General features: G+C 39.2%; 21 protein-coding genes. 8 read left to right on the top strand and 13 right to left on the bottom strand.

The window, feature by feature from the left end:
- Positions 1-4: 4 nt before the first annotated feature.
- From AAEY55_RS08330 to AAEY55_RS08320, 3 genes are all read left to right on the top strand, one after another.
- Positions 5-3,136: an efflux RND transporter permease subunit gene (locus AAEY55_RS08330; RefSeq protein ID WP_089369203.1), complete on the top strand. Its 3,132-nt coding sequence runs from the start codon at positions 5-7 to the stop codon at positions 3,134-3,136.
- Entirely contained in the window at positions 3,136-4,548 is a 1,413-nt protein-coding gene (locus AAEY55_RS08325) for an efflux transporter outer membrane subunit (protein WP_350550820.1), read from the top strand. The genes AAEY55_RS08330 and AAEY55_RS08325 overlap by 1 nt, the downstream gene beginning before the upstream one ends.
- A 151-nt stretch (positions 4,549-4,699) precedes the next feature.
- Positions 4,700-5,335 carry a helix-turn-helix domain-containing protein gene (locus AAEY55_RS08320; protein ID WP_350550818.1) on the top strand — a complete coding sequence of 212 codons (636 nt, stop codon included), beginning with the start codon at positions 4,700-4,702 and terminating at the stop codon, positions 5,333-5,335.
- A 70-nt stretch (positions 5,336-5,405) separates the two neighbouring features.
- Here the strand turns inward: AAEY55_RS08320 and AAEY55_RS08315 are convergent, their stop codons facing one another.
- The 6 genes from AAEY55_RS08315 to AAEY55_RS08290 form a co-directional block, all read right to left on the bottom strand.
- Positions 5,406-6,509, bottom strand: coding sequence for a HupE/UreJ family protein (locus AAEY55_RS08315; protein WP_350550816.1), 1,104 nt, complete (start codon positions 6,507-6,509; stop codon positions 5,406-5,408).
- Positions 6,506-7,531 (bottom strand): M48 family metallopeptidase, encoded by a 1,026-nt coding sequence (locus AAEY55_RS08310; RefSeq protein ID WP_089369204.1) that lies wholly within the window; start codon positions 7,529-7,531, stop codon positions 6,506-6,508. The genes AAEY55_RS08315 and AAEY55_RS08310 overlap by 4 nt, the downstream gene beginning before the upstream one ends.
- Before the next feature lie 59 nt (positions 7,532-7,590).
- Positions 7,591-8,097 carry an Ig-like domain-containing protein gene (locus AAEY55_RS08305; protein WP_089369205.1) on the bottom strand — a complete coding sequence of 169 codons (507 nt, stop codon included), beginning with the start codon at positions 8,095-8,097 and terminating at the stop codon, positions 7,591-7,593.
- Positions 8,098-8,108: 11 nt separating this feature from the next.
- Positions 8,109-9,701, bottom strand: a complete 1,593-nt coding sequence (locus AAEY55_RS08300; RefSeq protein ID WP_089369206.1) for a DUF4331 domain-containing protein — start codon at positions 9,699-9,701, stop codon at positions 8,109-8,111.
- A gap of 170 nt (positions 9,702-9,871) precedes the next feature.
- Positions 9,872-10,555 carry an anti-sigma factor domain-containing protein gene (locus tag AAEY55_RS08295; protein ID WP_350550811.1) on the bottom strand — a complete coding sequence of 228 codons (684 nt, stop codon included), beginning with the start codon at positions 10,553-10,555 and terminating at the stop codon, positions 9,872-9,874.
- A complete protein-coding gene (locus AAEY55_RS08290; RefSeq protein ID WP_011329961.1) occupies positions 10,552-11,076 on the bottom strand; it encodes a sigma-70 family RNA polymerase sigma factor in 525 nt (174 codons plus the stop codon). Before AAEY55_RS08290 ends, AAEY55_RS08295 begins: the two co-directional genes overlap by 4 nt.
- 354 nt (positions 11,077-11,430) lie before the next feature.
- Here AAEY55_RS08290 and AAEY55_RS08285 point away from each other — a divergent pair, with 354 nt between their 5' ends.
- Positions 11,431-13,059, top strand: coding sequence for a diacylglycerol kinase family protein (locus AAEY55_RS08285; RefSeq protein WP_350550808.1), 1,629 nt, complete (start codon positions 11,431-11,433; stop codon positions 13,057-13,059).
- Between the two features lie 41 nt (positions 13,060-13,100).
- On the opposite strand, the gene AAEY55_RS08280 is transcribed toward AAEY55_RS08285, so the two are convergent.
- Both AAEY55_RS08280 and AAEY55_RS08275 read right to left on the bottom strand, forming a co-directional pair.
- On the bottom strand, positions 13,101-13,409 hold the full coding sequence (locus AAEY55_RS08280; protein ID WP_011329963.1) for a VF530 family DNA-binding protein: 309 nt from the start codon (positions 13,407-13,409) through the stop codon (positions 13,101-13,103).
- A gap of 54 nt (positions 13,410-13,463) precedes the next feature.
- The gene (locus AAEY55_RS08275; protein WP_011329964.1) at positions 13,464-13,766 is read right to left on the bottom strand and encodes a YnjH family protein; all 303 of its coding nucleotides are present in this window, start codon (positions 13,764-13,766) and stop codon (positions 13,464-13,466) included.
- 206 nt (positions 13,767-13,972) lie between these two features.
- On the opposite strand from AAEY55_RS08275, the gene AAEY55_RS08270 reads away from it, so the two are divergent.
- Positions 13,973-14,206: a TIGR02647 family protein gene (locus AAEY55_RS08270; RefSeq protein ID WP_011329965.1), complete on the top strand. Its 234-nt coding sequence runs from the start codon at positions 13,973-13,975 to the stop codon at positions 14,204-14,206.
- Between the two features lie 35 nt (positions 14,207-14,241).
- On the opposite strand, the gene maiA is transcribed toward AAEY55_RS08270, so the two are convergent.
- Positions 14,242-14,874: a maleylacetoacetate isomerase gene (gene maiA / locus AAEY55_RS08265; protein WP_182683660.1), complete on the bottom strand. Its 633-nt coding sequence runs from the start codon at positions 14,872-14,874 to the stop codon at positions 14,242-14,244.
- Between the two features lie 6 nt (positions 14,875-14,880).
- Positions 14,881-16,182 (bottom strand): homogentisate 1,2-dioxygenase, encoded by a 1,302-nt coding sequence (gene hmgA / locus AAEY55_RS08260; RefSeq protein WP_350550805.1) that lies wholly within the window; start codon positions 16,180-16,182, stop codon positions 14,881-14,883.
- A 128-nt stretch (positions 16,183-16,310) separates the two neighbouring features.
- On the opposite strand from hmgA, the gene AAEY55_RS08255 reads away from it, so the two are divergent.
- On the top strand, positions 16,311-16,742 hold the full coding sequence (locus AAEY55_RS08255) for a MarR family winged helix-turn-helix transcriptional regulator (RefSeq protein WP_350550803.1): 432 nt from the start codon (positions 16,311-16,313) through the stop codon (positions 16,740-16,742).
- 64 nt (positions 16,743-16,806) lie between these two features.
- Here the strand turns inward: AAEY55_RS08255 and AAEY55_RS08250 are convergent, their stop codons facing one another.
- The 3 genes from AAEY55_RS08250 to AAEY55_RS08240 all read right to left on the bottom strand — a co-directional run bounded on the left by AAEY55_RS08250 (position 16,807) and on the right by AAEY55_RS08240 (position 24,349).
- On the bottom strand, positions 16,807-19,929 hold the full coding sequence (locus AAEY55_RS08250) for a TonB-dependent receptor (protein ID WP_350550800.1): 3,123 nt from the start codon (positions 19,927-19,929) through the stop codon (positions 16,807-16,809).
- A 318-nt stretch (positions 19,930-20,247) separates the two neighbouring features.
- Positions 20,248-23,454, bottom strand: coding sequence for a TonB-dependent receptor domain-containing protein (locus tag AAEY55_RS08245; protein WP_350550797.1), 3,207 nt, complete (start codon positions 23,452-23,454; stop codon positions 20,248-20,250).
- A 28-nt stretch (positions 23,455-23,482) separates the two neighbouring features.
- Positions 23,483-24,349 (bottom strand): S1/P1 nuclease, encoded by an 867-nt coding sequence (locus AAEY55_RS08240; RefSeq protein ID WP_011329971.1) that lies wholly within the window; start codon positions 24,347-24,349, stop codon positions 23,483-23,485.
- 212 nt (positions 24,350-24,561) lie between these two features.
- Here AAEY55_RS08240 and AAEY55_RS08235 point away from each other — a divergent pair, with 212 nt between their 5' ends.
- Both AAEY55_RS08235 and AAEY55_RS08230 read left to right on the top strand, forming a co-directional pair.
- Positions 24,562-25,452 (top strand): hypothetical protein, encoded by an 891-nt coding sequence (locus AAEY55_RS08235; protein WP_254910731.1) that lies wholly within the window; start codon positions 24,562-24,564, stop codon positions 25,450-25,452.
- Entirely contained in the window at positions 25,449-26,396 is a 948-nt protein-coding gene (locus AAEY55_RS08230; protein ID WP_350550794.1) for a hypothetical protein, read from the top strand. The genes AAEY55_RS08235 and AAEY55_RS08230 overlap by 4 nt, the downstream gene beginning before the upstream one ends.
- Positions 26,397-26,399 lie beyond the last annotated feature (3 nt).

The following is a 26,399-nucleotide window of genomic DNA, read 5'->3' as shown; positions in this document are numbered from 1 at the left end:
TTAAATGTCACGATATTTTATCGATAAACCGATATTTGCTTGGGTACTCGCTATTATTGTTATGTTAGCGGGTATTTTAGCAGTTAAAAGTTTACCTATTGCACAGTATCCTTCTATTGCACCGCCTGCGATTAGTATTACTGCAAATTACCCAGGTGCATCAGCGCAAACCTTAGAAGACTCTGTAACTCAAGTTATTGAGCAAAAAATGAAAGGGCTAGACGGCTTGTTATATATGTCGTCAACGTCAGAGTCGAGTGGCTCAGCAACGCTTACATTAACGTTTAATGCTGATACCGACCCTGATATTGCTCAGGTTCAAGTACAAAACAAATTAGCAACCGCAACGCCGTTGTTACCAGAGGAAGTACAACGCCAAGGTGTTGTAGTAGCCAAAGCGGCGCGTAACTTTTTATTAGTATTAGGTTTTGTGTCTAAAGATGGCAGCATGACTAATATTGATATTGGTGATTATGTAGCCTCAAACGTGCAAGATATTGTTTCTCGTGTTGATGGTGTAGGTGAAGCGCAGTTATTTGGCTCGCAGTACGCTATGCGTATTTGGTTAGATCCAGCAAAATTACAAAACTTTAAGTTAACGCCAAACGATATTGGCGCGGCAATTACTGCACAAAATGCGCAGGTTTCTGCCGGCCAACTCGGTGGTATGCCTGCGATTGCAGGGCAGCAGTTAAATGCGACAATAACGGCACAAAGCCGTTTGCAAACACCTGATCAGTTTGAAAACATTTTAGTTAAAACCAATAGTGATGGCTCAGTAGTACGTCTAAAAGATGTAGCGAGAGTAGAGCTAGGCGGTGAAAACTATGGTGTAGTCGCACGTTTTAATGGAAAACCCGCATCGGGCTTAGGGATAAAACTGGCCAGTGGTGCGAATGCGCTAGATACGGCAAATGGTGTTAAAAAAGCCCTTGAAGAGCTTAAACCGTTTTTCCCTCAGGGCTTAGAAAGTGTTATTCCTTACGACACCACACCATTTGTATCTTTGTCGATAGAAAAAGTAGTACACACGTTAATTGAAGCTGTGATACTTGTGTTTGTTGTAATGTATTTGTTTTTACAAAACTTTCGTGCGACGTTAATTCCGACTATTGCAGTACCTGTTGTATTACTGGGTACGTTTGCAATTTTGTATACCTTTGGTTATTCAATCAATACGTTAACTATGTTTGCTATGGTACTTGCCATTGGCCTGTTGGTTGATGATGCGATTGTTGTAGTAGAAAACGTAGAGCGTTTAATGACTGAAGAAAAACTCTCGGCATTAGATGCAACACGTAAATCAATGGACGAAATTAAAGGCGCATTGGTAGGTATTGCTATGGTGCTGTCGGCAGTATTTATTCCGATGGCGTTTTTTAGTGGCTCTACCGGTGTTATTTACCGTCAGTTCTCTATTACTATTGTGTCGGCAATGGGCTTGTCGGTATTAGTGGCACTTATTTTAACGCCTGCATTATGTGCAACCTTACTTAAGCCAAGCCATGTACACGATAAAACATCATTTATTGGACGTTTTTTCTCTGGCTTTAACCGTGGTTTTGATAAAACAAACCGCGGTGCACAAGGTATTGTTGGGCGTATGATCAGCCAATCAAAGCGCTACTTACTTATTTATGGTGTGCTTGTGGGTGGTATGGTATATGTGTTTTCAAGCTTACCAACTGCTTTTTTACCAGACGAAGACCAAGGTATATTATTTAACCAAGTAATGTTGCCTGCAGGCTCTACCATTGAGCAAACGTTAGGTGTAGTGGAAAAAGTAGAAAACCATTATTTGAATGATCAAGCCGAAGCGGTAAGTTCTATCTTTACGGTAACAGGCTTTAGTTTTGCAGGTTCTGGACAAAACTCAGCAATTGGTTTTGTGAGCTTAAAGCATTGGGATGAGCGCCAACGTGACGACCTATCGGTAAATGCAGTAGCAGGTAAAGGAATGGGGTATTTTTCAACCATAAAAGAAGCGTTTGTATTTGCTTTCCCACCACCGGCAATTGTAGAACTTGGTACAGCTAATGGCTTTAATATGTTTTTACAAGACCGCGTTGGCTTAGGCCATGACGAGCTATTAAATGCACGTAATATGTTGTTGGGTATGGCAAGCAAAAGCCCTGTTTTAGCGGGTGTGCGTCCAAATGGCCAAGAAGACATGCCAGAGCTGCAACTTGATATTGACCTTGCAAAAGCAGAAGCATTGGGTGTTACTCAAACCGATATAAATAGTACTTTGTCTACCGCATGGGGTAGCCGCTATGTTAATGACTTTATTGACCGCGGCCGCGTGAAAAAAGTATACATGCAAGGCGAAGCTGATTCGCGCATGGTGCCAGAGGACTTAAATAAGTGGTACGTGCGTAATAATACTGGCGAGATGGTGCCGTTTGCAGCATTTGCTAGTTCGCACTGGTCTTATGGCTCACCACGCTTGGAGCGCTACAATGGTTTTTCTGCGATGGAAATACAAGGTAGTGCAGCACCTGGCTATAGTACAGGGCAGGCTATGGATGAAATGGAGCGTTTAGTTAAGCAATTACCAAACGGTATTGCCTCTGAGTGGTCGGGTATATCTTATCAAGAACGCTCAAGTGGTGGGCAAGCGCCTTTACTGTATGGTTTATCGCTGCTATTTGTATTTTTATGTTTAGCTGCGTTATACGAAAGCTGGTCGGTACCATTTGCGGTAATGATTATTGTGCCACTGGGTATATTTGGTGCCATTATGGCGGCATTAATTGGTAACTTATCAAACGATATTTACTTACAAGTAGGCTTGTTAACCACCATAGGTTTAGCTTCTAAAAACGCGATATTAATAGTTGAATTTGCTATTCATAAAATGGAAGAAGGCCTGAGCTTAGTGGATGCTGCAATAGCTGCTGTTAAACTGCGTTTACGCCCAGTATTAATGACCTCGCTGGCCTTTATTTGTGGTGTTGTACCTTTGGCTATTGCGTCGAGCGCAGGGTCGGGTGCACAAAATGCGCTGGGTATCTCTATTATTGGTGGTACATTAGCTGCCTCTACCTTAGTGGTGTTATTTGTGCCTTTGTTTTTTGTTTTAGTACGTAAAACATTCTCAAGTAAATCGGCAGTAGCAACGAAGGAGAGCGAATAATGAACTTAAAAACATTAGGTTTAAACGCACTTACTTTAGCTGTATTAACGGGGTGCCAACTTGCCCCAGAGCAACAAGAAATAGCTTTACCTGTGCCTGATGCGTATGCATCGGGTGCAGAGCAAGCGCAAGCTACGCAGCTAAATTGGCAACAGTTTTTTAACGATGAAAAACTGCAAGCGTTAATTGCACAGAGCCTTGAGCATAATAAAGACTTACAAATTGCTGCATTAAATGTGCAGCGCGTGCGTGGCTTATATCAAATAGAAGACTCGGCATTATTTCCATCGCTTGATATAAATGGCTCTGGATCGCGTCAGCGCTTGCCGGGTGATTTATCGAGTACTGGTGAGCCGCGTATTAATTCGCAGTACAGTGCTACCGTAGGTATTACCTCGTATGAGCTTGATATATGGGGCAAGGTGCGCAATCAGTCAGCGCAAGCACTGCAAACCTTATACTCTACGCAGCTGAGCCAATACAGTATGCAAGTGTCGCTTATTGCTGAGCTTGCTAATGCCTGGCTTAACTATGCAACCGACCAGCAGCTATTAGCACTGGCCGAGGAAACCCTAACGTCGCAACAGTCGTCGTTATCACTTACTCAACAAAGTTTTGATTTAGGTGCTGCATCAGCAATTACCCTAGAGCAACTTAAAAGTACGGTTGCTACAGCTAAAGTTGATATAGCAAAGTATAAGCGTTTATTAAAACGCGATAAAAATGCGCTTGATTTACTAGTAGGTAATAGCGTTGCCAGTGATTTACTGCCAAATGCGTCACTTAATCATTTACTCGACTTACCAGAAGTACCAGTTGGTTTACCGTCTGATTTACTCACGCAACGCCCTGATATTAAAGCGGTTGAGCATCAGTTGTTAGCGGCTAATGCAAATATTGGTATTGCGCGTGCTGCGTTTTACCCAAGTATTAGTTTAACCGCTAATGCGGGTACTGCATCAAGCGACTTAAGTGGTTTATTTGATGGTGGCTCGGGTACGTGGAGTTTTGTACCTACTATTAATTTGCCTATTTTTAATATGGGCCGTAACCAAGCTAATTTAGATGTTGCTAAAGCGGCGCAACAAATAGCGCTTACCACCTATCAGCAAAAAATTCAGCAAGCGTTTCGTGAAGTTGCTGACGTACTTGCAGATAGAGAAGGTTATAACGCCCAGCTAAGCGCACTTGAGCAGTTAGTGCAAAGCCGTCAAGCAACCTTTGATATTTCGCAAGCGCGTTACGACAAAGGTGCCGACAGTTACTTGCAAGTTCTTGATTCACAAAGAACTTGGTACAGTGCCCAACAGCAGTTAATTACGGGTAAGCAAGCATTACTTGCCAGTAAAATTAACTTATACAAAGCAGTTGGCGGCGGCTGGCAAATTACCTCACCAGCGGTGCAAGATTAAGTAGTCTATATGGTCTATAGCTTTTGCTATAGGCCATCACTAGAATGTTAAATTTATAATACTTCTAATTTAACAGCGCTTTATTTGCTGTAACTAAATATTTAGATGCAATTGGTTTTTATAATAGACAGGTTAAATAGTGGAGTTGTAAGTGACCCATAAAAGTAAAAGACATGCAGATCCTGCATTAGTCGAAGCACGGCGCACACAAGTACTAGATGCTGCAGCAGACTGCTTTCGTCGCAAAGGCTATCATGGGGCAGGCATGGCTGAAATTGCAAGAACTGCGGGTATGAGTGCCGGCCATATCTATAACTACTTTGAAAGTAAAGAAGCAATAATAGAGAGTATTATTGAGCAAGATATGCAAGAAATGTTTTCTATATTTCAAGAATTTGAAGAGCAGCCTGGCGATTTCCTCACAATACTTTTAGGCAGTTTGCACAAAGGAGTGCAAAGGCATATGGATACCGGGGCGTGTGTAATCGATTTAGACATGATGGCAGAAGCGGCCAGAAACAATAAAGTGGCTACGTTACTACACGAGGCTGATACCCAAGCGCGCGATAGAATGCGACAGTTATTAATTAGCGACAGAAGCTTGTTAAAATCACACTCAGAGCAAGAACTCGATAGCCGTATTAATGTTATTTTTTCGATGATGGCGGGCTTATTTCTTCGAAAAATGCTCTACCCAGAACTCACCGAAGAAACAGTATTAATAGCACTTCGCCCAGCGATGAAAACGCTACTCATGCCTTTTGAAGTGCATGACGAAGTACTGTAAAAAGTACTGTAAAAAGCACTGTAAAAGCACTATAAAAAGTACTCTAAATTGGTATTAGAGCGGTTACAGGTTAAAACCGCTCGATTGACCATTGTAATGCAATCAGTGCTATGGCAAATGAGCCCACCGGCATTAACCATTTTTTATACCACTGATAGCCTCTTATGCTGATTAACACCGGTAATGCTACGAGTAAAATACTGAGCTGACCAATTTCTACCCCTAAGTTAAATGCCACAATACTCAATAGCTGATAATCGCTCGACAACCCCAACTCACCCAATACACTGGCAAACCCCATGCCGTGCAATAAACCAAAGGCAAATGTTACCCAACCTAAACGTAATACCAGTGGCCATACATTATTAAGTGCAGCAAAAAGTACTGACAGGGCAATACCTAGCTCTACCCAGCGGCTATTAGGCGATACTAAATTCATAGCGGTTGCAGTAAGCGTAATTGAATGGGCTAGGGTAAAGGCGGTAACTATCCACGCGGTGTGTTTAATAATTTGTTTTTTTGAGCTAATACCTTGCCATTGTTTTTCGGTGCGGGTAAGTACGCAGGTAAGTAATAAGGCGATTAAAAATAAAATATGATCAATACCAATCCAAATATGCAATATTCCTTGATATACATATTGATTAAAGGTGCTTAAGTAGCTTGATTGGCTAAAATTAAATGTTTGTTTTGCGTTAGCTGCGCTAAACACTCGCGATAAATTATTAATATTTACAATGGCTTTGTGGTTACCATCGGTATTAAAAAAGGCGCTGTAATGTAAGCTAGTTTCAGTTTGATCAGCGCAGCTAAACAGCAGCGGTATTACTAAATAGGGTTGATTAAAGTGACTATCTAATTGATACGCCCCTTGGGTAGAGAGCGTGCATGCCTGTTGTTGCTGAATTAGCTGTAAATTAGCATACACAAAACTATTAATAGAGCTGCGTTTGGCTTTTATTTCAGCCCAGGTTATTTGTTTATCGTTATTAATATCGAACGCCACGACTTGCTCTAAATCGGTTATATTTACTTGCCACTGACCACTATACTGATTTTGGCTAGCAGCGGTATTATTTAAAGTTATATAGCCGGTACTTAACTGATGAGCAAAGCTATTAGTGGCCACTAAACTCGTTGCTAAAGTGAGAATAAATACACAAAATGTTTTCATAGTGTTGCTCGCTGCATGGCTTTGGCTTGTATTAATAATTGCTTATCGGTGCTCATTTTAGCTTGTTGCCAATTTATATTGGCCCAGTACAGAGCTTTATCACTATTTGGCGCTACTGCAATATAATAGTGGGCCAGATCACTGGCATGAAAGGTATCTTGACGCAGCTCGCGCAGCGCCACACGGCTTTTCATCATTGTTTGCCACTTTGTACTAACCGCATTAGTATTTTTTTCAGCAATAGCCAACCTGAGTAGAATAGCATCTTCTAAATTACTGTTATCTGTTAGCAAACCAGCTAAAGTATTGAGCACTTGCTGCGTGTTATTAAGTGCTAATTGAGTATCGGCCCACAGTACAATAAGGCTCACCGGCGCAGACTGTAAATCGACATGGCTAATGTAGCTCAGCGCAGTTTGGTAATTATTTAATCGATAGCTCATTTCACTTAGTACATGGGCAGTGGCTAAGCTAATATTTTTATTATGGGTAATCTTTTTTAATGCATTATAACTTTGTATTAGTTGCTCTTGCTGGCTTTGTACATCTAACACGCAAGTACTTACGGTAATAAGGCTTACTTGCCCAATTAATGCCGTACAATGCCCTTTGGCAGCAGTAAATTCACCTTTGGTCATGTAAATATTAGCCAGTAATAAATGACTATTACTGTGATTTGGCTCAGCAACTAATACTTCAGTGGCAATTTTAATTGCAGCATCAAATCGGTGCTCTTTTTGTAGTACTCGTGCATATAAATAACCAATTAGTGGAGTGGGGTTTTGGTTATACAAAGTTGCTAAATGTGTTTTTAACACACCTTGCAAACGTTCAGTTTGCCCAGCATATTGGCTATTTATAACTAGTTCGTTTATTTCAGCAACAGACAGTTGAGCTACTATATTTGAGTTGCTAGGGGCAATAATTGCATTATCGGCGGGGGTAAAAGCGCTGGCAAATACATTGCTTGAAAATAACATACCCATAAGTAGCAAAATTAATTTAGTGTAAGGTAATTGCATTTTATAGTCCTTTTGAAAAAGCCATCCGTGGCCTGTCAGCTTTGATTATGACTTACTGATTAATTACCTGTTGCAGGGTGGAGGCCACCGACATCTGTTTCGGTGTTGGTAAATACCCGGCCGTTAATAGACAGTGGCTCAGCGTTAGCAGGTTGATTAAATGCATCGGTTGCAAACTGAGCAAAGTCGACTTGCAACGCTTCAATAGTAATACTTATCGTTGCTGTTACTTGGTTGTTAACCCCATCAGACACACCAAACATAAAGCTATCTGACCCTGTTTGTTCTTTATTGGGCGTGTAGGTGTATGTGCCATCGGTATTTACAACTACGCTGCCGAGTGTGGGCTGTGTTGTTATGCTGTAGGCAAGTGTGTCGCCATCGGCATCTGCTGCGTCAAGCATGTCGTTAATAGCCACCTCAGTTTGCGTGGTAACCATGGCATCGCTTGCTGTGGGAGCAACATTAACAGCCACTGTTGGCTCGTTGTCATTATCGCTACCACAGCCGCTCATTGCTAAAACACTTATAAGCAAATATGCCTGTGTATATTTTAAATTACGCATTGTTTTACTCCTTATTTAGAACCCGCAAGTGGGGTAGTAAGGTAGGGAAAGCTTGCATCCATCATAGTGGCATTTATTGGTGCGCCATCGGTAAATTGCACAGTACCTACTTCAGCATCCTCTGGTTTACAAAGCCCTAAATCAGTGTCTACGCCTGCTACAGGGATAGGATGACATAAACGACCCATAACAACTCTTAGTGCTATATCAACAACGTCATCACCTGGGCGACGGCCATTTGGGAATCCGGCTAAATCATTACCTGCTACCCCAAATGTTGATTGTTCAGCTTGTGCTGTTGCTGCAATTTTAGTGTTTAAACGCAGCATTTCTGATGGCGTTACTGTTGTTTGCTGGTTAACACCGGCAAAACCAGTTAAAAATGCGGTTATAAGGTCATTACGTGGAAAGTTTGTAGGTGCAAGCGTTGCAAAATTTGTCCCTAGGGTGGTATTAACCGCATCTTTAAATAAAATATTTAATAGTTCAGGCAGTGAAGGATGCGACACATAATCTAAAAATTGGCCATCATCTTTAGGATGCGCAGTAGAGAAGGTGTCTTTATCTTTAATACCAATTACTAGCTCATTAACCAGTGGGTTACCTAAACGCGAAACTTGCGTTAATGCGCCGCCGTTAACTGCGTTATTTGCAAACTTAGCATTAGGATTTAAAATACGCGCTTGCGGTAAGCTTGCTGTTGTCCACGAACCAATTACGCCATTACTTGAGCCAACCACACAGCTTTTAGGTACTTCAATTGCTATAGAGGTAATGTTTTTATCAGCTAAATCATCGTTATCTGCCGATTGTGTTATGCCACCAGGAAAGCCCGAGCCATCACCAGCACCCGCAGCACTGTCGCCTTCAACGGGTACGTAGTTTACTAAATCAAAGGTTTTGCCTAGGTTAACTACAAAAGGGTCTTTACGTTGACCAACGAACACTTTAGCCATGCCATCACAGTTCGCAATAGCGACTTGATACATAAATTGGTCGGCATACATTTGGTAATCTTGCTTTGAGGTAAAGGTTTTATTACCTACATAATCAAGCGGTTTATTAAAAGTAGTTGAGCTAGTAGTAGTGTTACTAAGCTGTACGCTAGTGCCTGTTTTTTGCGGGCCGCTGATCATTCTTACGGTGTAAGATTCACTAAAGTTAGCAGCACTATCATTACCTGCCGTAATACCGCCGACATTTTTTAGTGGTACAGATACAGTACGCTGATTACCCTCAGGGCCTACGGTTAATTGGACACCTTGATTATTATTAGGCAACATACTTTTAAAGTTAAACGCAAAAGTAATATCTTCAACAGCGTCACCATCGTTATCAATGTGAATGCTGTAAGTAGCATCAGGATCCATGGCAAAGTAATTAGGACCACCGTAGGCATCTTGCAATGGAATGTAATTAGCAATCAAGGTAACAAAGTCACCACGACCTTGCTCATAACTATTAAAAACATAAAAGTCGGTAGAGTCTAATGTTGGAAAGCGACTAATATTAGGCGCTTCTCTGTGGCTTGATGCTTCACTTGGTGCACTTACAAAAGTAGCACATATAACAACTGCGAGTATTGATGGAGTAAAAGCTTTCATGACTTTGTCCTTTAGTTTTTGATTGAAGTCATTAGTAATACGAGGCAGGGTTTAAATTGGACGCAGGGAAGTTAATTTATTTTTAATTAATGTGATTTATTTGTTAATTCACGCTATTTAGCTCTAATACCTTATTACTGAGAAAAGATAAAAGAGCTGTTTTTAGTAATTTATAAAAGTAGTAATTCAGTAGTATAGAGTACTTCGCTTGGCTCGCCGTTTGGCGAGCCGCCAATAGGTTCTAAACTTACAGCCAATAGAGCAACATTACTGGCTTTAAAGCGGCTGTTTTTAGCTAGCGTTTTGCTACCTGTTTTAGGGAGTAAGCCCAGCGATATTGGTGCGTCTTGGTCTTTTAGTATCATCCACAGCTCATAGTCTTTATCTGTTTTAGCCACAAGCTGACTACTTGCCTTAATTGATAAAGCCTGCTCATTAACATCAATAAACCATAACGGTTGCTGCGCTTTATTTTGCACTAATGCAATTTGCTGAATATTGCTAACATTAGTGGCCGGTTGCATTACTAAAAAGGCTAATACAATTGAAGCTGCTGTAGCAACAAGCGACCAAGTGCGCCAAATTGAAGGTTGTGTACGAATTATTGTTTTCGTTGGTTGGGGCTGGTTTTCAATTTGTTGTAATATTTTTGGCCATAAGTCGTCACTTGGTGCTAGTGGCGTAATAGCGCTGGCTAAATTATTTAAATTTTGCTCCCACATTGTTGTGGCCTCACGTGCTTTGCTGGAGTTGAGGAGTAATCGCTGAAAACGCTTACGGGTTGAGCTTGATAGGGTACCAAGTTCATATTGCCCTGCAAGTGCATTTAATACCTCGGGTTTATTATAATTCATAGGGTTAAACACCTTTGTAGCTGAACTAGTCCACGGCGGATCCAACTTTTTACCGTACCTAAAGGCGTGTCGATATGTTCAACTAATTCACTGTGGCTTAAGCCTTTGTAATAGGCCAAGTGAATCGCTTGTTTTTGCTGTGGCTCTAATTGCTCTATACAGCTTACGAGTTTGGTGTTTTCGGCATAACTTACCTCAATATCGTGCTCGTTTATATCGTCGTCGCCTAGTGATTGCTCCTTGCGCACTTTGTTGTAGCGCAGCGCATCAAGGCTTCGGTATCTAACAATGCTGATCATCCAGCTAATAACCGTTCCCTTAGATGAATTATACTCAGATGCGTTATGCCAAATTTTAATAAAAGCTTCTTGCAATACTTCTTCCGCATGCGCTCTGTTTGTTAACATATTTAAAGTTATAGCAAATAATTTTCCGCTGGTTTGCTGATAAAGATTAGCGAATGCGTGTTTATCGCCTTGAGCGGTTGAACACAAAAGGGGGAGTAAATCGTCGTTTTCCATGATTACCTTAATATTTTTATTATTAGTTAAATAAACGTGTGAGAGTTGTTTGTGGATGCAAAAACATGCTTAGATGTGCTTATAGATTAGCTGTAATACAGCTCAATACAAGTAAACAAAGAGTATTGCTGTTACTTTATACCAGTGTGAACAATTGACCTACTATAGTGTAAAAATAGCTACGGTTTATAAGTGGGCTAAAAAAAGGCTTAATAAATAAAAGTTAAAATGTTAATTATCAATAATATAACTAACGAGGAATAAGTGAATGCTGGCGTGAAATTTGCTCTTACAATATCAAGGCATGATTAATAAATATAACAACAACGAGCATATATTATAAAAGGAGAACATATGTGGGCTGCAATTAGTTACTTACTATTGGCATTTATACTCATATTTATTGGCTGGGAAGTTAACTCAATTTACTTTTCAATTGTATTTTATTGGAGTGCATTGTCACTACTTTTAGTGGGGGGCGCTTATATATTCGATATAGCAAAAGTGTTTAGAAAACGAGAAAACGGCGTTATCCCTTTTTATATTCGCTGGGCGTTTATTCCTTTTTTATTTGGCGCACAATTATACAATGCGTGGGCTCGTAAGCACGATAAAGTGCCGCCTATTCAAAAGATTAATGAACATTTGTTTTTGGCATGTCGATTATTCCCCTCTGACATAGATACACTAAAAGAAAACGGTATTACCGCAATACTTGATGTAACGTGCGAGTTTGACGGTTTAGAGTGGAGCTCTACGCAAGAAAACATTAATTATTTAAACATTCCGGTACTCGATCATAGCGTTCCTACGCATTCGCAGTTAAACCAAGCAATTAATTGGATCCATCATCATGTACAAAAAGATCGCCGTGTGGTGGTGCATTGTGCTTTAGGGCGCGGGCGCTCTGTGTTTGTAATGGCGGCCTACTTGCTTAGCCAAAATAAAGATGCCGATGTGCATCAAATACTGGCACAAATAAAAGAAACTCGCGAGACAGCTAATCTTAATAAACGCCAATTACATCACTTAGCTAAGCGTCATAAAAAAGGTGAGTTAGTAATTAAAAACAAAGCATTTTTGATTGCAAATCCGGTGTCGGGCACAAAAATGTGGCAAGACAAACAACACCTAATTATTGCTAGTTTATCGGCTTATTACGACTTAACCGTATTAACAACCTCAAAAGAAGTTAACGGCGTAGCGCTTGCTAAACAGGCAATAAAAGAGCAGCCAGATATTATTATTGCTTGTGGTGGTGACGGCACAGTGACAGAAGTGGCCAGTGTATTAGTGCACACTAAATGCAGGTTGGGTATTATTCCGCTGGGCACGGCTAACGCATTAGCGCATGTGTTAATGGGCATAAAATCAAAAATTATTCCTGTTGAACAAGCCTGTGATTTAATTATTGATGGGCAAACAAGTTTAATCGACACAGCTTATTGTAACGACGAGCTAATGTTACTACTGGCAGGAATTGGCTTTGAACACTCCATGATTGAAAAAGCCGACCGTGAAGCTAAAAACAAATCTGGGCAACTGGCCTATTTAAATGGTTTTTTACAAGCTTTTGGTGAACAAAAAGCACAAGTATTAACGATAAAGCTTGATGATAACGAACCAACGCAAGTAAGTACCAATAGTTTTATTGTTGCTAATGCCGCACCCTTTACTACTTTGCTAGCTCAAGGTGGCGGGCAGCCTGATCATAGTGACGGGCTTCTTGATGTGAATTGGTTAATACCCAATAAAGAAAATGGCACTACAGTACTGAGTATTGCCGAGCTTATGTTTAGCAGCATTACACAAACACATTTAGCTATTAATTCGCATCATACAAATGCTAAAAGAGTGGAAGTAAGTGCAGAGCAAGAGATTAAATACGTAGTAGATGGAGAGGTGAAAACTTCTAACAAATTAGTTATTACAATCTCACCTGGATCATTAAACGTTATTTGCAAAGAACAGCTAGATAAATAATACACGGTATAAAACGGCGTTATTACACGCCGTTTTATTATTTATTTTTTGATCGAAGGCCAAACAAAGCCCGATGTATCAGGTGCTCTATCGGAAGTGGGCCTTGGTGCACTTTTGGGTCTACGAATTGGCTTGTTATTTATGGTATGAATATAAAGCGCTTCTACTTTATCTCGTGCCCATGGGGTTTTACGCAAAAATTTTAAGCTCGATTTAATGCTTGGTGCATCAGTAAAGCATTTAATTTTAACCTGTTCACCCAAAGTTCTCCAGCCAAGTCGCTGCTCTAACTCAACAAGTATTTGTTCTAACGTTACCCCATGTAAAGGGTTTTTAGGTTGATTATCCATAGCTACACTACTTATTTAAACTGCGCATAGTGTAACTTAATTCACTCGTAGAGGCTAATTCACTGTAATTGTAGCGGGCTTAGTAGGGTAAATTGCATTGCCTTGTTTATCGAGTTTAAGCCAAATTAGTTGGCTGTTGTTATGTTGTACAAATTTAGCCCCGCAAATAAGTGTAAATGAGTGTATTTGTATTAACGCTCCTTCGCTGTAGCGTTTATTGTCGTACCAACAACTTGTGTCGGTATTTACAAACTGATTAGCATCGATAACAGAGTGGGTTTTAATTGTATTAGCATGGCTGAGTAGCGAATAGCTTAAGCAGCTAATATAAAAACATAAGATTAATAAATGGCGCATTTTAGTCTCAAATTGTCGAGGGTTTAAAAATAATACACTAAGCTAAAAAACATGCTAGGGTAAGGTATACACAAACACCATAAAAATGCGTAATTGGGTATTTTATAGCACCTTAACATTAGACAGCTGCTTATAAAAAAGGCGCTTTCTTGATTTGGGTATATTTATATTTAGTAAAACACAGAACAATAAATAGGTGAAAATATATGCAATTTAACCAAACAATGATCGATGAATTTACACTATTAGCTAAATTTCCGCGTGAAAGTAAAATGCAGGGAATTAAACTTCATTCAGACGCAGAGCCTAGCTTGTTAAGCGCCGCACAACGTTTATTTGATAAAGGAATTATAGATAGCCCAGATGGCGGTTATTTAACTGATCTGGGCTTAGAATTAATTGACCATGTAACTGTGGTGCACAGTGCCTTACAAGGCTAATTTTCTGGGTTAATTACCTAGGCTAATTATTTAGACTAGGTTGCATCAGGTTGATTTTGTGGTGCGGCATCAATAAATGCATCGAGCTTATTACAACGCTCATAAATGGCTGCTATTTTAGGATATGCGGCCATATTTACATTAAAACGAATAGCATTAAATACCTGCGGTACTAAGCACACATCGGCAAGGCTTGGTTGCTCACCCACACAAAAAGCGTTATTACGATCAAGTAGATGCTCTACTTTTTCAAACCCTACTTCTACCCAGTGGCGATACCAAGTGTTTTTAGCCTCATCGTCTACCCCTAGTTCGTTACTTAAATACTTGAGTACGCGTAAATTATCTAACGGATGAATGTCGCAGGCTATGGCGTAACTTAAATTACGGATTTGTGCTTTTTGCCACGCGTTACCAAATAATAATGGCGTTGTGTTTGGATGGCTTTCTTCAAGATACTCTAAAATAGCCAGAGATTGCCCAAGTACACCGTCAGCTGTTTCAAGTGCAGGGAGTAAGCCTTGTGGATTTTTATCTAAGTAGGCTGCACCTAACTGTTCAGACTTTAGTAAATTAACACCAACCAATTCGTGATCAATGTTTTTTAAGTTAAGCGCAATACGCACCCGATAAGCGGCTGATGAGCGAAAATAACTATAAAGTTTCATGTTTTATTATCCTTGTGATCCAGTAAATTGCTTTTTAATTGTGCGCCAACAATCAGTGTAATTAGCTTGGCGCTCTTTGCCTTCAAGAGCGTATTTAGTAGGGGATATGACATAACGTGATTCAAACATAAATGCTAGCGTATTCTCATAACGTTGCGGCTCAAGCTGGGCATTAGAGGCTTTGTCGAACACGTCGGCTTCAGGTCCATGGGGCGACATACAATTGTGTAGACTCATACCCCCGGGAACAAAGCCATGCTCTTTAGCATCGTAAACGCCTTCTATTAAGCCCATAAATTCACTCATTATATTGCGATGAAAGTAAGGAGGGCGAAAGGTGTTTTCGGCCACCATCCAACGTGGAGGGAAAATAGCAAAATCAATATTAGCTACACCTTCGGTGCCTGATGGCGATGTAAGTACGGTAAAAATAGACGGATCTGGGTGATCAAAGCTCACTGTATTCATTACATTAAAACGTGATAAATCATATTTATACGGCGCACTGTTACCGGTCCAAGCAACTACATCTAGAGGAGAGTGGCCGATATCACAACGAAACATATTGCCGTTAAATTTGGCAACTAATTCAAACTCACCTTCTATATCTTCAAAAGCAGCCACTGGGTATTGAAAGTCACGATCGTTGGCAAAGCCGTTAGAGCCGACCGGGCCACGCTCAGCTAAAACATATTGATGACCATAGTTTTCACAAATATAACCGCGTGCAGTTGCTGTTAATAGCTGTACCTGAAACTTTATACCGCGGGGAATAACCGCTATTTCGCCCGCTTTTATGGTTAAATTACCACACTCAGTTTTAAGTAATAATTCACCTTGCTGCGGTACAAACAACATTTCGCCATCGGCATTATAAAAATAACGCCCGTCCATCGATTTATTAGCAACATAAACATGAATACCAATACCGGTTTGGCCATTTGCACTACCATTAGCGGCCATAGTAATTAAGCCATCAATAAAGTCAGTTGGTTGCTGTGGAATGTCGATAGGGTTCCAGCGTAGCATAGTCGGTGGAGTTACTACTTCGGTAATAGGCGCAGTGCGAATTAAGCCATTATCCATTGCGATATAATCGCCTTGAATAACAGAGGGGCGAATACGGTACAGCCAACTACGACGGTTTTGTGCACGCGGCGCAGTAAACGCGGTTGTACTAAATTGCTCTGCATATAAATCGTACTTTACTTTTTGCGGACTAAATTGTCCGATAGGCAATGCACCTGGCAAGGCTTCAGTTTCAAACTCATTGCCAAATCCTGTCATGTATTGTAATTCGCTGGTCATCACTCGACTCCTTATCGTTTTACTGTAAGATACTCTCAAGTGAGAGTAAATTCAAACATCATGCTTTTTGTCACTGTACATATTTATGAACACTTAAACATGATTGTAAATTAAGAGGACATAGCACAATGGCACTCGATTTAGAGACATTTTTACCTTATCGACTAGCAAATTTAGCCAGTAAAATGAGTGAGGAGTTTGCGCCCGTGTATCAACAACAAAGTGATTTAACTATTCCTCAGTGGCGCATTTTATTTAATTTAGCCCAGTTTGGGCAAAGCCATGCAAAAGCACTGTGTGTGCAAGCAGCAATGGATAAATCCACTGTATCACGGGCAATAAAAGCGCTGAACGATAAGCACTATGTGGTGAGTTTAGTTAACCCAGATGACAAGCGCGCTAGCTTATTAGCGTTGAGTGGGCAAGGGTGGCGCTTGTATCAGCAGTTAGCACCAGCAGCTTTAGCGTGGGAAAAGAATCTATTGGGTATTTTAGCTCAAGCTGAGTATCAAACTTTACTTAGTTGTTTAGATAAGTTAACTAGTAAATTAGATGAATAAAACAAAAAGCCCATCAAAAGATGGGCTTTAAAATTACTTTAATTTGTTAAGTTACCTTAGCAAATTAGAAAGTGTAACGAACACCGATACGCATTTCCCAAAGTGAGGCATCACGTTGTACATAAGTACCAACATTGCCTGAGTTGAAACTTTCGTAAACGTAACGACCTTGATCATCACGAGATGTTTTTACAACCGGGTTACCCACAAAGTTTCCTTTTTCAAGTTTACCCCAATCATCGTTTAGGAGGTTGGTTAAATTATCAATAACAAAGTAGGCTTCACCTTTATGACCTTCCATAAAACCTGGTAGCTCTTGAGTTACTTTGAAGTCGAATTTAATAAACCAAGGCGCGTATTCACTATTACGACCAGTGATACTACCGCGTTTTAAATTTTCATCATTAACAAAGGCATTGAATGCATCAATATCAAAGTCATCTCCATAAACTACATTTGGATCATTGACTTGTGGGACATAAAGTAATTGACGGTTTTTATCAGCAAATGACGGTGACCATAAATTATCTGAGTCAGCAAAGGTATAGCTATATGGCATACCTTTTGATGCTTGGCCAAATAAATTGAAGCGTGTTGCATAGCCATCAAAGAACTCATGCGCGTAACCTAGTTTCAGAGTAAAGCGATGTGGTACTTCATAATCTGATGTTGCGATACCTGGATTGTTAGGATTTACAGTTGCTAAGTTATGATAATTTGAATCCGCTACTGAACTGGTCATTGGATTGATATCTTTAGCATCGGTATATGAATACGCAAGCGTAAAGTCAATACCATTTTCATAACGTTTGCTAAGTGCCGTTGAAAGTACCAATGCATCGCCACCATTATCAGCATTGGTTAGCATAAACTCACCATTACGACCTTCAGGTGCTGTGTAGATTGGGCGTCCATCTACTGGCTCATAGCCATTTTGCGCTACCCCTAAATCAGTTAGTACTGCGGCATCATTTTTACGTGAATAAAGCGCATCAGCAGAAATAACATAATCGTTATCAGTAGTAAATGTAGCACCTAAGGCATATTTCCATTCTGAAGGCATTTTAAAGTTTGGATCAATTACATTTGCAATACTATCACCTAAACGAATGTTAGTATTGGCAACTTCATCGAACATTTCTTGTGGTACATCGTAACCTGGCGTACCACCATCAAAATTAGTCATTGCAGTATTAAATAGATCAACATTATTACGGCGAGTATAGATATTTGTTACACCATCATTTGAGTAAGCATTAGATACCCACACATTTGGATTACCACCAGTGTATAAGCCAACCCCTGCACGCACTTCTAAGGCATCAGTGGCATACCAATTAAAGCCTACACGAGGTTGGATAAGATCCATACCGTCTAAGTTTTGTTGGTTTGAAAACCCGTAACGATTAGTAAAGTTTTCGTTAAAGTTTGGTACATCACTGCTGTCATAACGGTCATAGCGCAAACCAAAAGTTAAACTGGCATCAATGTTGTCGAAGTTATATTCATCTTGCAAATACAAAGTGTGTTGTTTATAAGAAAATTCTGCTGCAGCATCAGCAGGATTATTAGTACCAGCAGCATTATTATATTCAATTCGTGAAGCTAAACCATTTTCAAAATCTTCAATTGAATTAAAGCGAAACTCACCTTGTGTGTGTTGTACAAACATATTAAATACATTTAACTTCTCATATTCATAGCCAGCACTAATTGTATGTTTATCAAGATAGTACTTACCAGCTAATTTAAATGTAGTTGTGTCATATTTCAGCTTATTGGAATGACGAGAATCATCTGGGCCTATGTAAACCGTTGCACCACCTGCAGTCTTAACTTGAAATTCACCAAAACCTGATGCTGCATCAAGTGATTGTACGCGTGCATCTACTTCAGATTTTCCAAAACGAAGCTCGGTTGAAAAATCATCGTTCCAATCCGAATAAAGAGAACTAACAAAAGAGGTAAACTTGGCGCCTTGTTCATAATAATGGCTATCTAATGATAAACGACTTGACCCAGTGTCTGATTGAGAAATAGTAAAAGCATCATTGTAGTTATAAATGAAATTTGCACGATGGTTATCATTTATAGTCCAGTCAAGTTTAACTAAGATTTTTTCATCTTCAACTGGCATGCTGCCAGGCATAGTACCTGCGTTGTAGTTATATTTTTCTTGGGCAATACGTTGAATATTCGCAATATCGCCTGCTGTAACACTTGGATCATCACCTTGGGCTGCGCCATAGTTGAATTGTGCGATGCCTTCTTGCTTTTCATAAGTTCCGAAGAAAAATAGCTGATCTTTAATTAGTGGTAAACCTAAGTTAAAACCATAACGTTTATCAGTATAGTTACCATTATCGGCTTTCACACCTTCAACTTTATCACCTTTATAACTGTCGCTGGTGAAATCAAAGAACACACCACCGTGCAGCTCGTTAGTACCAGATTTGGTTACAGCATTAATATTACACGCGGTGAAACCGCCGTATTGTACATCAAATGGGGCAAGCTCAACGGCAACTTGATCGATTGAATCAAATGAGAAAGGAGCGCCGATAGTCGGATAACCGTTTGAGCTTAAACCGAAGTTATCGTTCATGCGGATGCCGTCAACTGTTAAGCTATTATAGCGAGGATTATTACCACCACACTGAATTGCACCACGGCTTTCATCAACGTAGACACGTGGATCCGCGCGAACAATATCTCTCAGATCACGGTTAATAGCAGGGGCATTTTCAAGGTCTTCTAGTGTAAATGTTGAAGATGGTCCTGTACCACCGGACATTGCACTAATAGGGCGACCAGTAACAACAATTTGTTCAATATTTGAAGCCGGCTTTAGTTGTACGCTAACTGGATAATCAGAGCCTAGAGTTAGGAAAATATTTTCAACGAGTTGATCTTCATATTTATCTGAGTCAACTATAATGTCGTATGGTCCGCCAACACGAAGGCCGCTAGCACTAAAATAGCCAGCATCATTCACGTAAGTTACCTTAGAAGAGCCGGAAGGTACGTGAATAATAGTTACTTCAGTACCTGTAGCAGGGTTACCGTTAGGGCCAACAATTTGACCTTTGACACCCGATGCAGTTGTATTTGCTACTGCAGCGCCACTTACACCAACACAGGCTGCGATAGCGAGTGATAGTGCTGTTTTGCGAAGTTGAATTTTCATTTTGTTTTCCCATGTGGTTTATTAAACTTTTTATATTTATAAAGTATTTGCACTAAACAAACGAACCAAATTCATGCAGTACTAAATCTATACATATTATACTTTAGTTTATGTTTACAAATAAGCTACAAGTGTAATGTTTTTTATGTTTATAGATTAATGCTACGGATTATTAATGTTAATAATGAAATGTTCGTGTTGTAAAAGAGAGTAAATACTATTTATGACAAATAGATGAAAAAGGGAGTTTAAATGAAAAAACCCATTACAAAGTTGTAATGGGTTTAACTAATATAAAGCGTAATGTTTTATTAGGTATTAAAACTTATAGCTCACACCAATTTTAGCTTGCCATGCAGATGATGACGTAGAAATTTGGCTATAATTGCGTACATCAGCACCGTTATGACGATTGTTGATAATGTATCGGCCTTCATCATCTATTCCAGCTAGGTCATATACAGCTTGATCAGAGTAGCCTAAACGCTTTTCAACACCCCAGTCGCTATTAAGTAAGTTAGCAAAGTTATCAATCATAAAGTAAACCTCACCTTTATGGCCTTCAGCAAAACCTGGGATCTCTTGTTTAACACTAATATCCATAGTAGTAACCCAAGGTTGAGTTCCTGTATTACGGTTTAGAATTTGGCCACGCTCAGAAATACCAGCACGGTTAAGTAGCGTTTCAAGTTCGCTCCACGACAAACCAGATTCATCCCAGTTTACATTTGCATCATCAGCACCCGTTGGGATGTATGCAAGGTAAGCCGAGTTTGAATAAAAGTCACGTGTATCGCCTAAATCATCTTTTTCAAAAAGACCCATTGTATAGCTAAATGGGCGGCCAGAGCGACGCTCAAAGTACATGTTAAACTTGGTTTGGTAGCCAGAAAAAAGCTCAGTATTATAGCTCACATTAACCTTAAAGCTATGCTCCACTTCGTAAGCACCACGCTGTGCTAAATCAACATTACGGCTTTGTGTTATTGTATGTTTATAATTACTTTGTGCTTGTGATGATGAACCACCTGAAGCTTCTGTAATATCTTGATGTGCATAACTGGTAGATATATATAGGCCGTTATCCCACTCTTTAGCAAGTGCAGTAGAGAAGATTACCGAGCGCCCATCTTCAGCTGAGTTGGTCATTGCTATATCAAAGTTATCTTTTAAGTCACCTTCGTAGATACCTTCATAAATAATACGATCGCCATCAGCGGTTGTTCCAACAGGTTTGATTGCTGTGTTATGCCATACAGCCTCATTTTCTTTTTTATGGTAGGCAATTTCTGCTTGCCATTTAAAGCCATTACCTAAAAATTCTGAGTCAAATTCATAATCAAAACCAACTTGCGCACGGATGCTTGAAGGTAATTTAAAGTTAGGATCAATATAGTTAGTGCTACCCGCACCTTGTACTAATGAACCTTTTATTTCGTCTGGAACTTGAGTGAAATCGACGTTATTATTTGCATAGTAACCATCAATTACGCTTTGTGGTGCGTCAACAAAAGTAAGACCGTCTTTTTGGAATGAGTTGTTATACCAAACGTTAGGAATACCGCCTTGGAAACGACCTACGCCACCATTGATAGTAAGAGCCTCTGTTGCATAATATTTGAAACCAACACGAGGCAAAATAATATCTACACCATCAAGGTTTTCTTGGTTAGTAAAACCATAGGTTTCTAAAAACTTTTCATTCAATGTTGGTTTATCGTCAGATGCCAAACGCTCATAACGTACACCCGCAGTTACTTCTAAATCATCAGTAGCATAAAACGTATCTTCTACGTAAAGAGCAAACTGACTGCGCGTTGCATCGTAAGCAGTATCTGCTGAGTTGTTGGTATAGGCATTACTGTAAGTAAAGTCATGTTTACCTTTGTAATTACCTACTTCGCGGTTTTCGAAACCAGCAAAGTTATCAAACTCCCATGAGCCTAAAGAGTTGGCTGCAAATAAATTATATAAATTTAAAGATTCATACTTAGCACCAAACTTAATTTGGTGTTCGTCTAATAAGTATGTGCCATCAAAAGTTAGTGTTAAATTTTCAGTCGCTGCTTTATTGGCATGACGGTATTCATCAGTACCAAACTGATAAGCTGGTCCACGGAAATATTCTTCAACTTTAACACTACCAATTTTAGAATTAGTGATGCTGTCAGATGTTACATCTTTATAAGCAATACCAATTTCAGTAGAGAAGTCTTCATTCCAATCTGAGTAAAGCTTGGTAGCAAAGTTGTTGAATTTAGTCGCGTAAGTGTAACGATTTGAAGCAAGTGAAACGGTACTGCCACCAGTACCAAAATTACGCTCGTCTTTATCGTCTTGCCATTGGTATGTAAAGTCTAAACGATGGTCATCGTTGATGTTCCAGCTTAACTTAACCAATAATGACTCATTGGTGTCTTTAGGGTCGCCACCAAGAGAATCTTGCATACCGTACACGTTATCTAATATAGATAAAAACTGATCAAAGCTTTCTTTAGTTACATCGTATTCATTAGCAGCACCAGAGCCTTCAAAACCATAGTCTAAATCTAACTCGCTCTTCCATGCATTGTAGTTTACAAAGTAAAAAAGCTTATCCTCTAGTATTGGTCCGCCAAAGTTAAAGCCGTAACGCGCTTCTGTTTGGATTGGCTTTACTTGTTCAGTAACAAATGTTCTGTGGCCATCTTCATCTAAAGCTGGTCTGCCATTTGCGTATACTTGTGAAATACTGTCTACATCACCCGCCATATCTGGGGTTGATGTTTCGTAAAAACCAGAGAACTTAAACTCGTTAGTACCTGATTTTGTTACTGCATTTATAGTACCGCCACCAAAGTTACCTTTAGCTGCTGAAAAAGGAGATACGTCTACAGAAATTTGTTCAATTGCATCAAGTGCAACAGGTGGTTGCGAAGTAGGGTAACCGCCGAAGCTCAAGCCAAAATCGTCGTTTTGACCAATACCATCAACAGTTAAGCTATTACTACGTGGATTATTACCAGCAAAGGTTAGCTCTCCATTACCGTTAATATTTGCAAGAGGATTTAAGCGAGCAATATCTTTAATATCGCGGTTAAAACTTGGCATGTTTTGAATTGTATCTTCGCCAAAAGAGCTGCTAGAACCACCTGATTGTTGTACTGTTTTATAGCCAGAAACTTCAATTTTTTCCATGTTTAATGGTCTAAGCTGAGAGTTTAAGCGATAAGTATCACCTAATTCTAGGTAGATGTTTTCAAGCGTAGTGTCGTTAAAAGTATCAGAGTCGATTATTACTGTATATGGACCCCCAACACGTAAACCATTAGCTATAAAAGTACCACTTGAATTGGTTGTAAGTTCACTTACAGTTCCAGTAGGACCATGAATAACTTTAATTTTTACATTTGCAGCACTTTCACCAGATGGAGTAGTGATTTTACCGCGCATTGCAGATGACGTGTCAGCAGCCATAGCACTTGCAGAAACACCAAGAGCTAAAATAATTGCTCCGGTTAATTTCGAAAGGCGAAGTTTATTCATTATGTTGTTTTCCCGTATTAAAAGTTACTTAGTTAGTTGTTTTTTCGCTAGTTTGCATCTTAAGTGCACTGACTAACGGTGTTGCTGATTCATCAAATAAACTATTTAATAAACCGGCGAGTCTTATTCCGCCTTGTTGCAGCCGAGTTTTAATTATTGGCATATGGTCGAAAATGTAGCTGTAGCTAATATTTGTTTCATTTTTATTATAAATTGATTCTGCTAAGTTGTTTGATTCTACTAACCAACTAGTAGGGGTACTGGTTAGGTACTCACTAATTAAAGTTTGATTATTAGTATTGATAAAGTCAGCAAATTCAGTGTATGAGAGGTTTTCGCCTTCAATTAACTTACTGTCCCACAAACTGTGTAGGTTGGTTTCTTGACCAAAGTGCTTCACTTTAATATTGTTACCACCACGGTCATCTGCACGCCCAGCATGAAAAGGCTGATGGCTGTCGCCTACCAGATGCACTAAAAAGCGTAAGCTAAACTGCTTAGCATCTAATGAACTTTGCTCGTCTTGAAGTACTTTAATTGAGTAATGAATACCTTCAAGAATGTTGGTAACAGATTCTTTATTTTTTGTATGAGAATGATTGAGTGAAATAGGTTTGTTTGCAGATGTATTAATATAATGCCAGCGTGATGATTTTCTTTGCCAAAACTCACCAGGAGCAGAGCGCATTTCATCTGGCCAAGTAGACACTTGCGCTAAAGATTCATTATTTAATAACGGCAAAAGTTTTGTTTTTGTTGTTTCACTAAGGTGAGACTCTGCAATTTTAGCTATGATCCTGTGTCCATTTTGACCCCATGCATGAGCATTAGTACAAACAAGTACAGCGCTGACGACCAGCGTTGCTTTAACTGAGGACATTAAGTTGTTACGCATTTGGTTTCCTTCAAATTATTATAGGGTCAAAATCACTAATCCGGTCAATTGTCCTTGTTTATTTGGAGGATAGGAAGGCGTTAAGAATATTCATATTAACTTGTAGGTAAATTAATTAAATCAGATGCTTATAGTTAATAGGTAAAATTACTTATTGCAATAAGTAATTAAAATTGTTCAAATAGACTAATAATAATATTAGGATGTTTTGTTTGAACATTAAATGCGTCATTTACAATAAAATGCTGTTAATTGTATTTTTATATTTGTTAATTATTTTGGTGTGGGTGTGTGGTCAACTAAGTGTTGATAGCAGTGAGTTACGCTTTGTAAAATTAATAGAAACATCAATTGAATGCCAAACATCTGCAATTAAAAATGAAAACCAGTTAATCATTTTTGCACCATCAAAAAAAATAGCAGGTACATTAGCACATAGCTTATGTACAGATGATGTGGTAGCTAAGCAGTACGGGGCGGTTGTAAGTTACTGGCGCTATAACACGACGGAAAGCTTTGAATTTGTAGGAAAAGGCATTGCAGATCTTATTTTAACTAAAAACAATATTATGGAAGCATTTAAAGCCGAGACTACCTATAACTACCAGCCTGTAGTTGGGTTTTCTGATTACACTGCATTTTTTATTTCGGCTAAAGAAAAACCTAAAATAACAAAAGAGTACTTTTTGGGTAAGCGTATTGGATTATTAGATTACCCAACCAGTCGCTCAGGGCATATATTGCCCAAGCAAGTATTTAAAGAGTTGGATATTAACCTCGAAAACTTAAATATTATTTATGCTAGCTCTCACGATGCCTTACGTGATTTATTGGCTAACGGAAAAGTAGATATTATAGCTTCGTTTTGGCAAGAAAGTGATGCAAAACGCTTTTCAAAAAACTATATTACACCGCTAAAAAATAATATTGCAGGCACGCGTTGGTATTTAAAAATGCCACATAATAATACCGATTTATTGTGCTCGGTACAGGCGCATTTATTAGCCATGTCGCAAGAGCAATCTCTTCATTACTATAAAGGTGCGCAGTCATTTTGGCAGTGTGATAATGACGTTGTAACTTATAAGCGAGATGAAATATGAGTAAGCAGTTATTTTCATTTATTACGCTATTCATTTTTTTATTACTTTGTAGCGTATTTTATTACTCAGTAAGCTATAAACAACAGCAAGTGCAAAAGCTTAATATAGCCACGATAGAAAAACAGGTAGCGTTGGATTTACCTTTACTCGACTTATCTAATGAACTGCTTAAGTACTCCAGTAATATAGATAATATAAATAGTTATTTAGAGCAGTTAAATTCGCAACTAATCGGCACTAATTTATTATTGTTAAATATTGTCGCTGAAAAAAAGCTATCAACCACATTAACCGGAGCGCAGTTTTTTACGCGTTTAACGACCAGTATTGGCCCTGTTTTTTTAGTTTTTGATATAAAACCACAGCCATGGCCGTGGCGTTATATTTATTATTATGTCGCTATTTTTATGTTAAGTGCTTTTGTTAGCCACTGGCTGAAAACGGTTATTACAATAGAGCAAAAAAGTAAGCAGTTAGCTACGCTGCAGCCTGAACCTGTTGAGGAAAGTAAATCACCCGTGTTAGTTATTAATCTAAATACTAAAACGGTGTCAGTTAATATTAATCCGCAATACCAAGTATGTTTAGCAAATAAACCACTTAGCTTTTATTTAGCGCTTATTGAATTTTGTAACAGTAATAGCGATGTTGTGCTCAGCCATAATAAAGATGTACCTGATGAGCTAATTGAATTAGCTAATAAATATTTTTATCGATTAGTAGAGCTGGGACACACGATCCGCAAGCGCCCTAACTTTAATAATAGCCTTGAAAAAACATTGAGCGAAATACGCGCGGCGTTAGATGAAGTGTTGAGTGAATACCCGCAACAAAAAGAAATTTTTTATCCGCCTAAGGCATTTGGAGAGGGGTCTCGTTCGCGGCTACACAGTTACGGGTTAGTTAATATTGCTAAAGGCGATTTAGAAATAGTAGGCAAGTAATAT

Origin of the sequence: Pseudoalteromonas sp. 120-MNA-CIBAN-0494 (assembly GCF_040308885.1) — a bacterium.
Lineage (GTDB): Bacteria > Pseudomonadota > Gammaproteobacteria > Enterobacterales > Alteromonadaceae > Pseudoalteromonas > Pseudoalteromonas nigrifaciens.
Note: the sequence above shows the minus strand (reverse complement) of the source record. Positions and strands in the feature narration are given on the sequence as shown.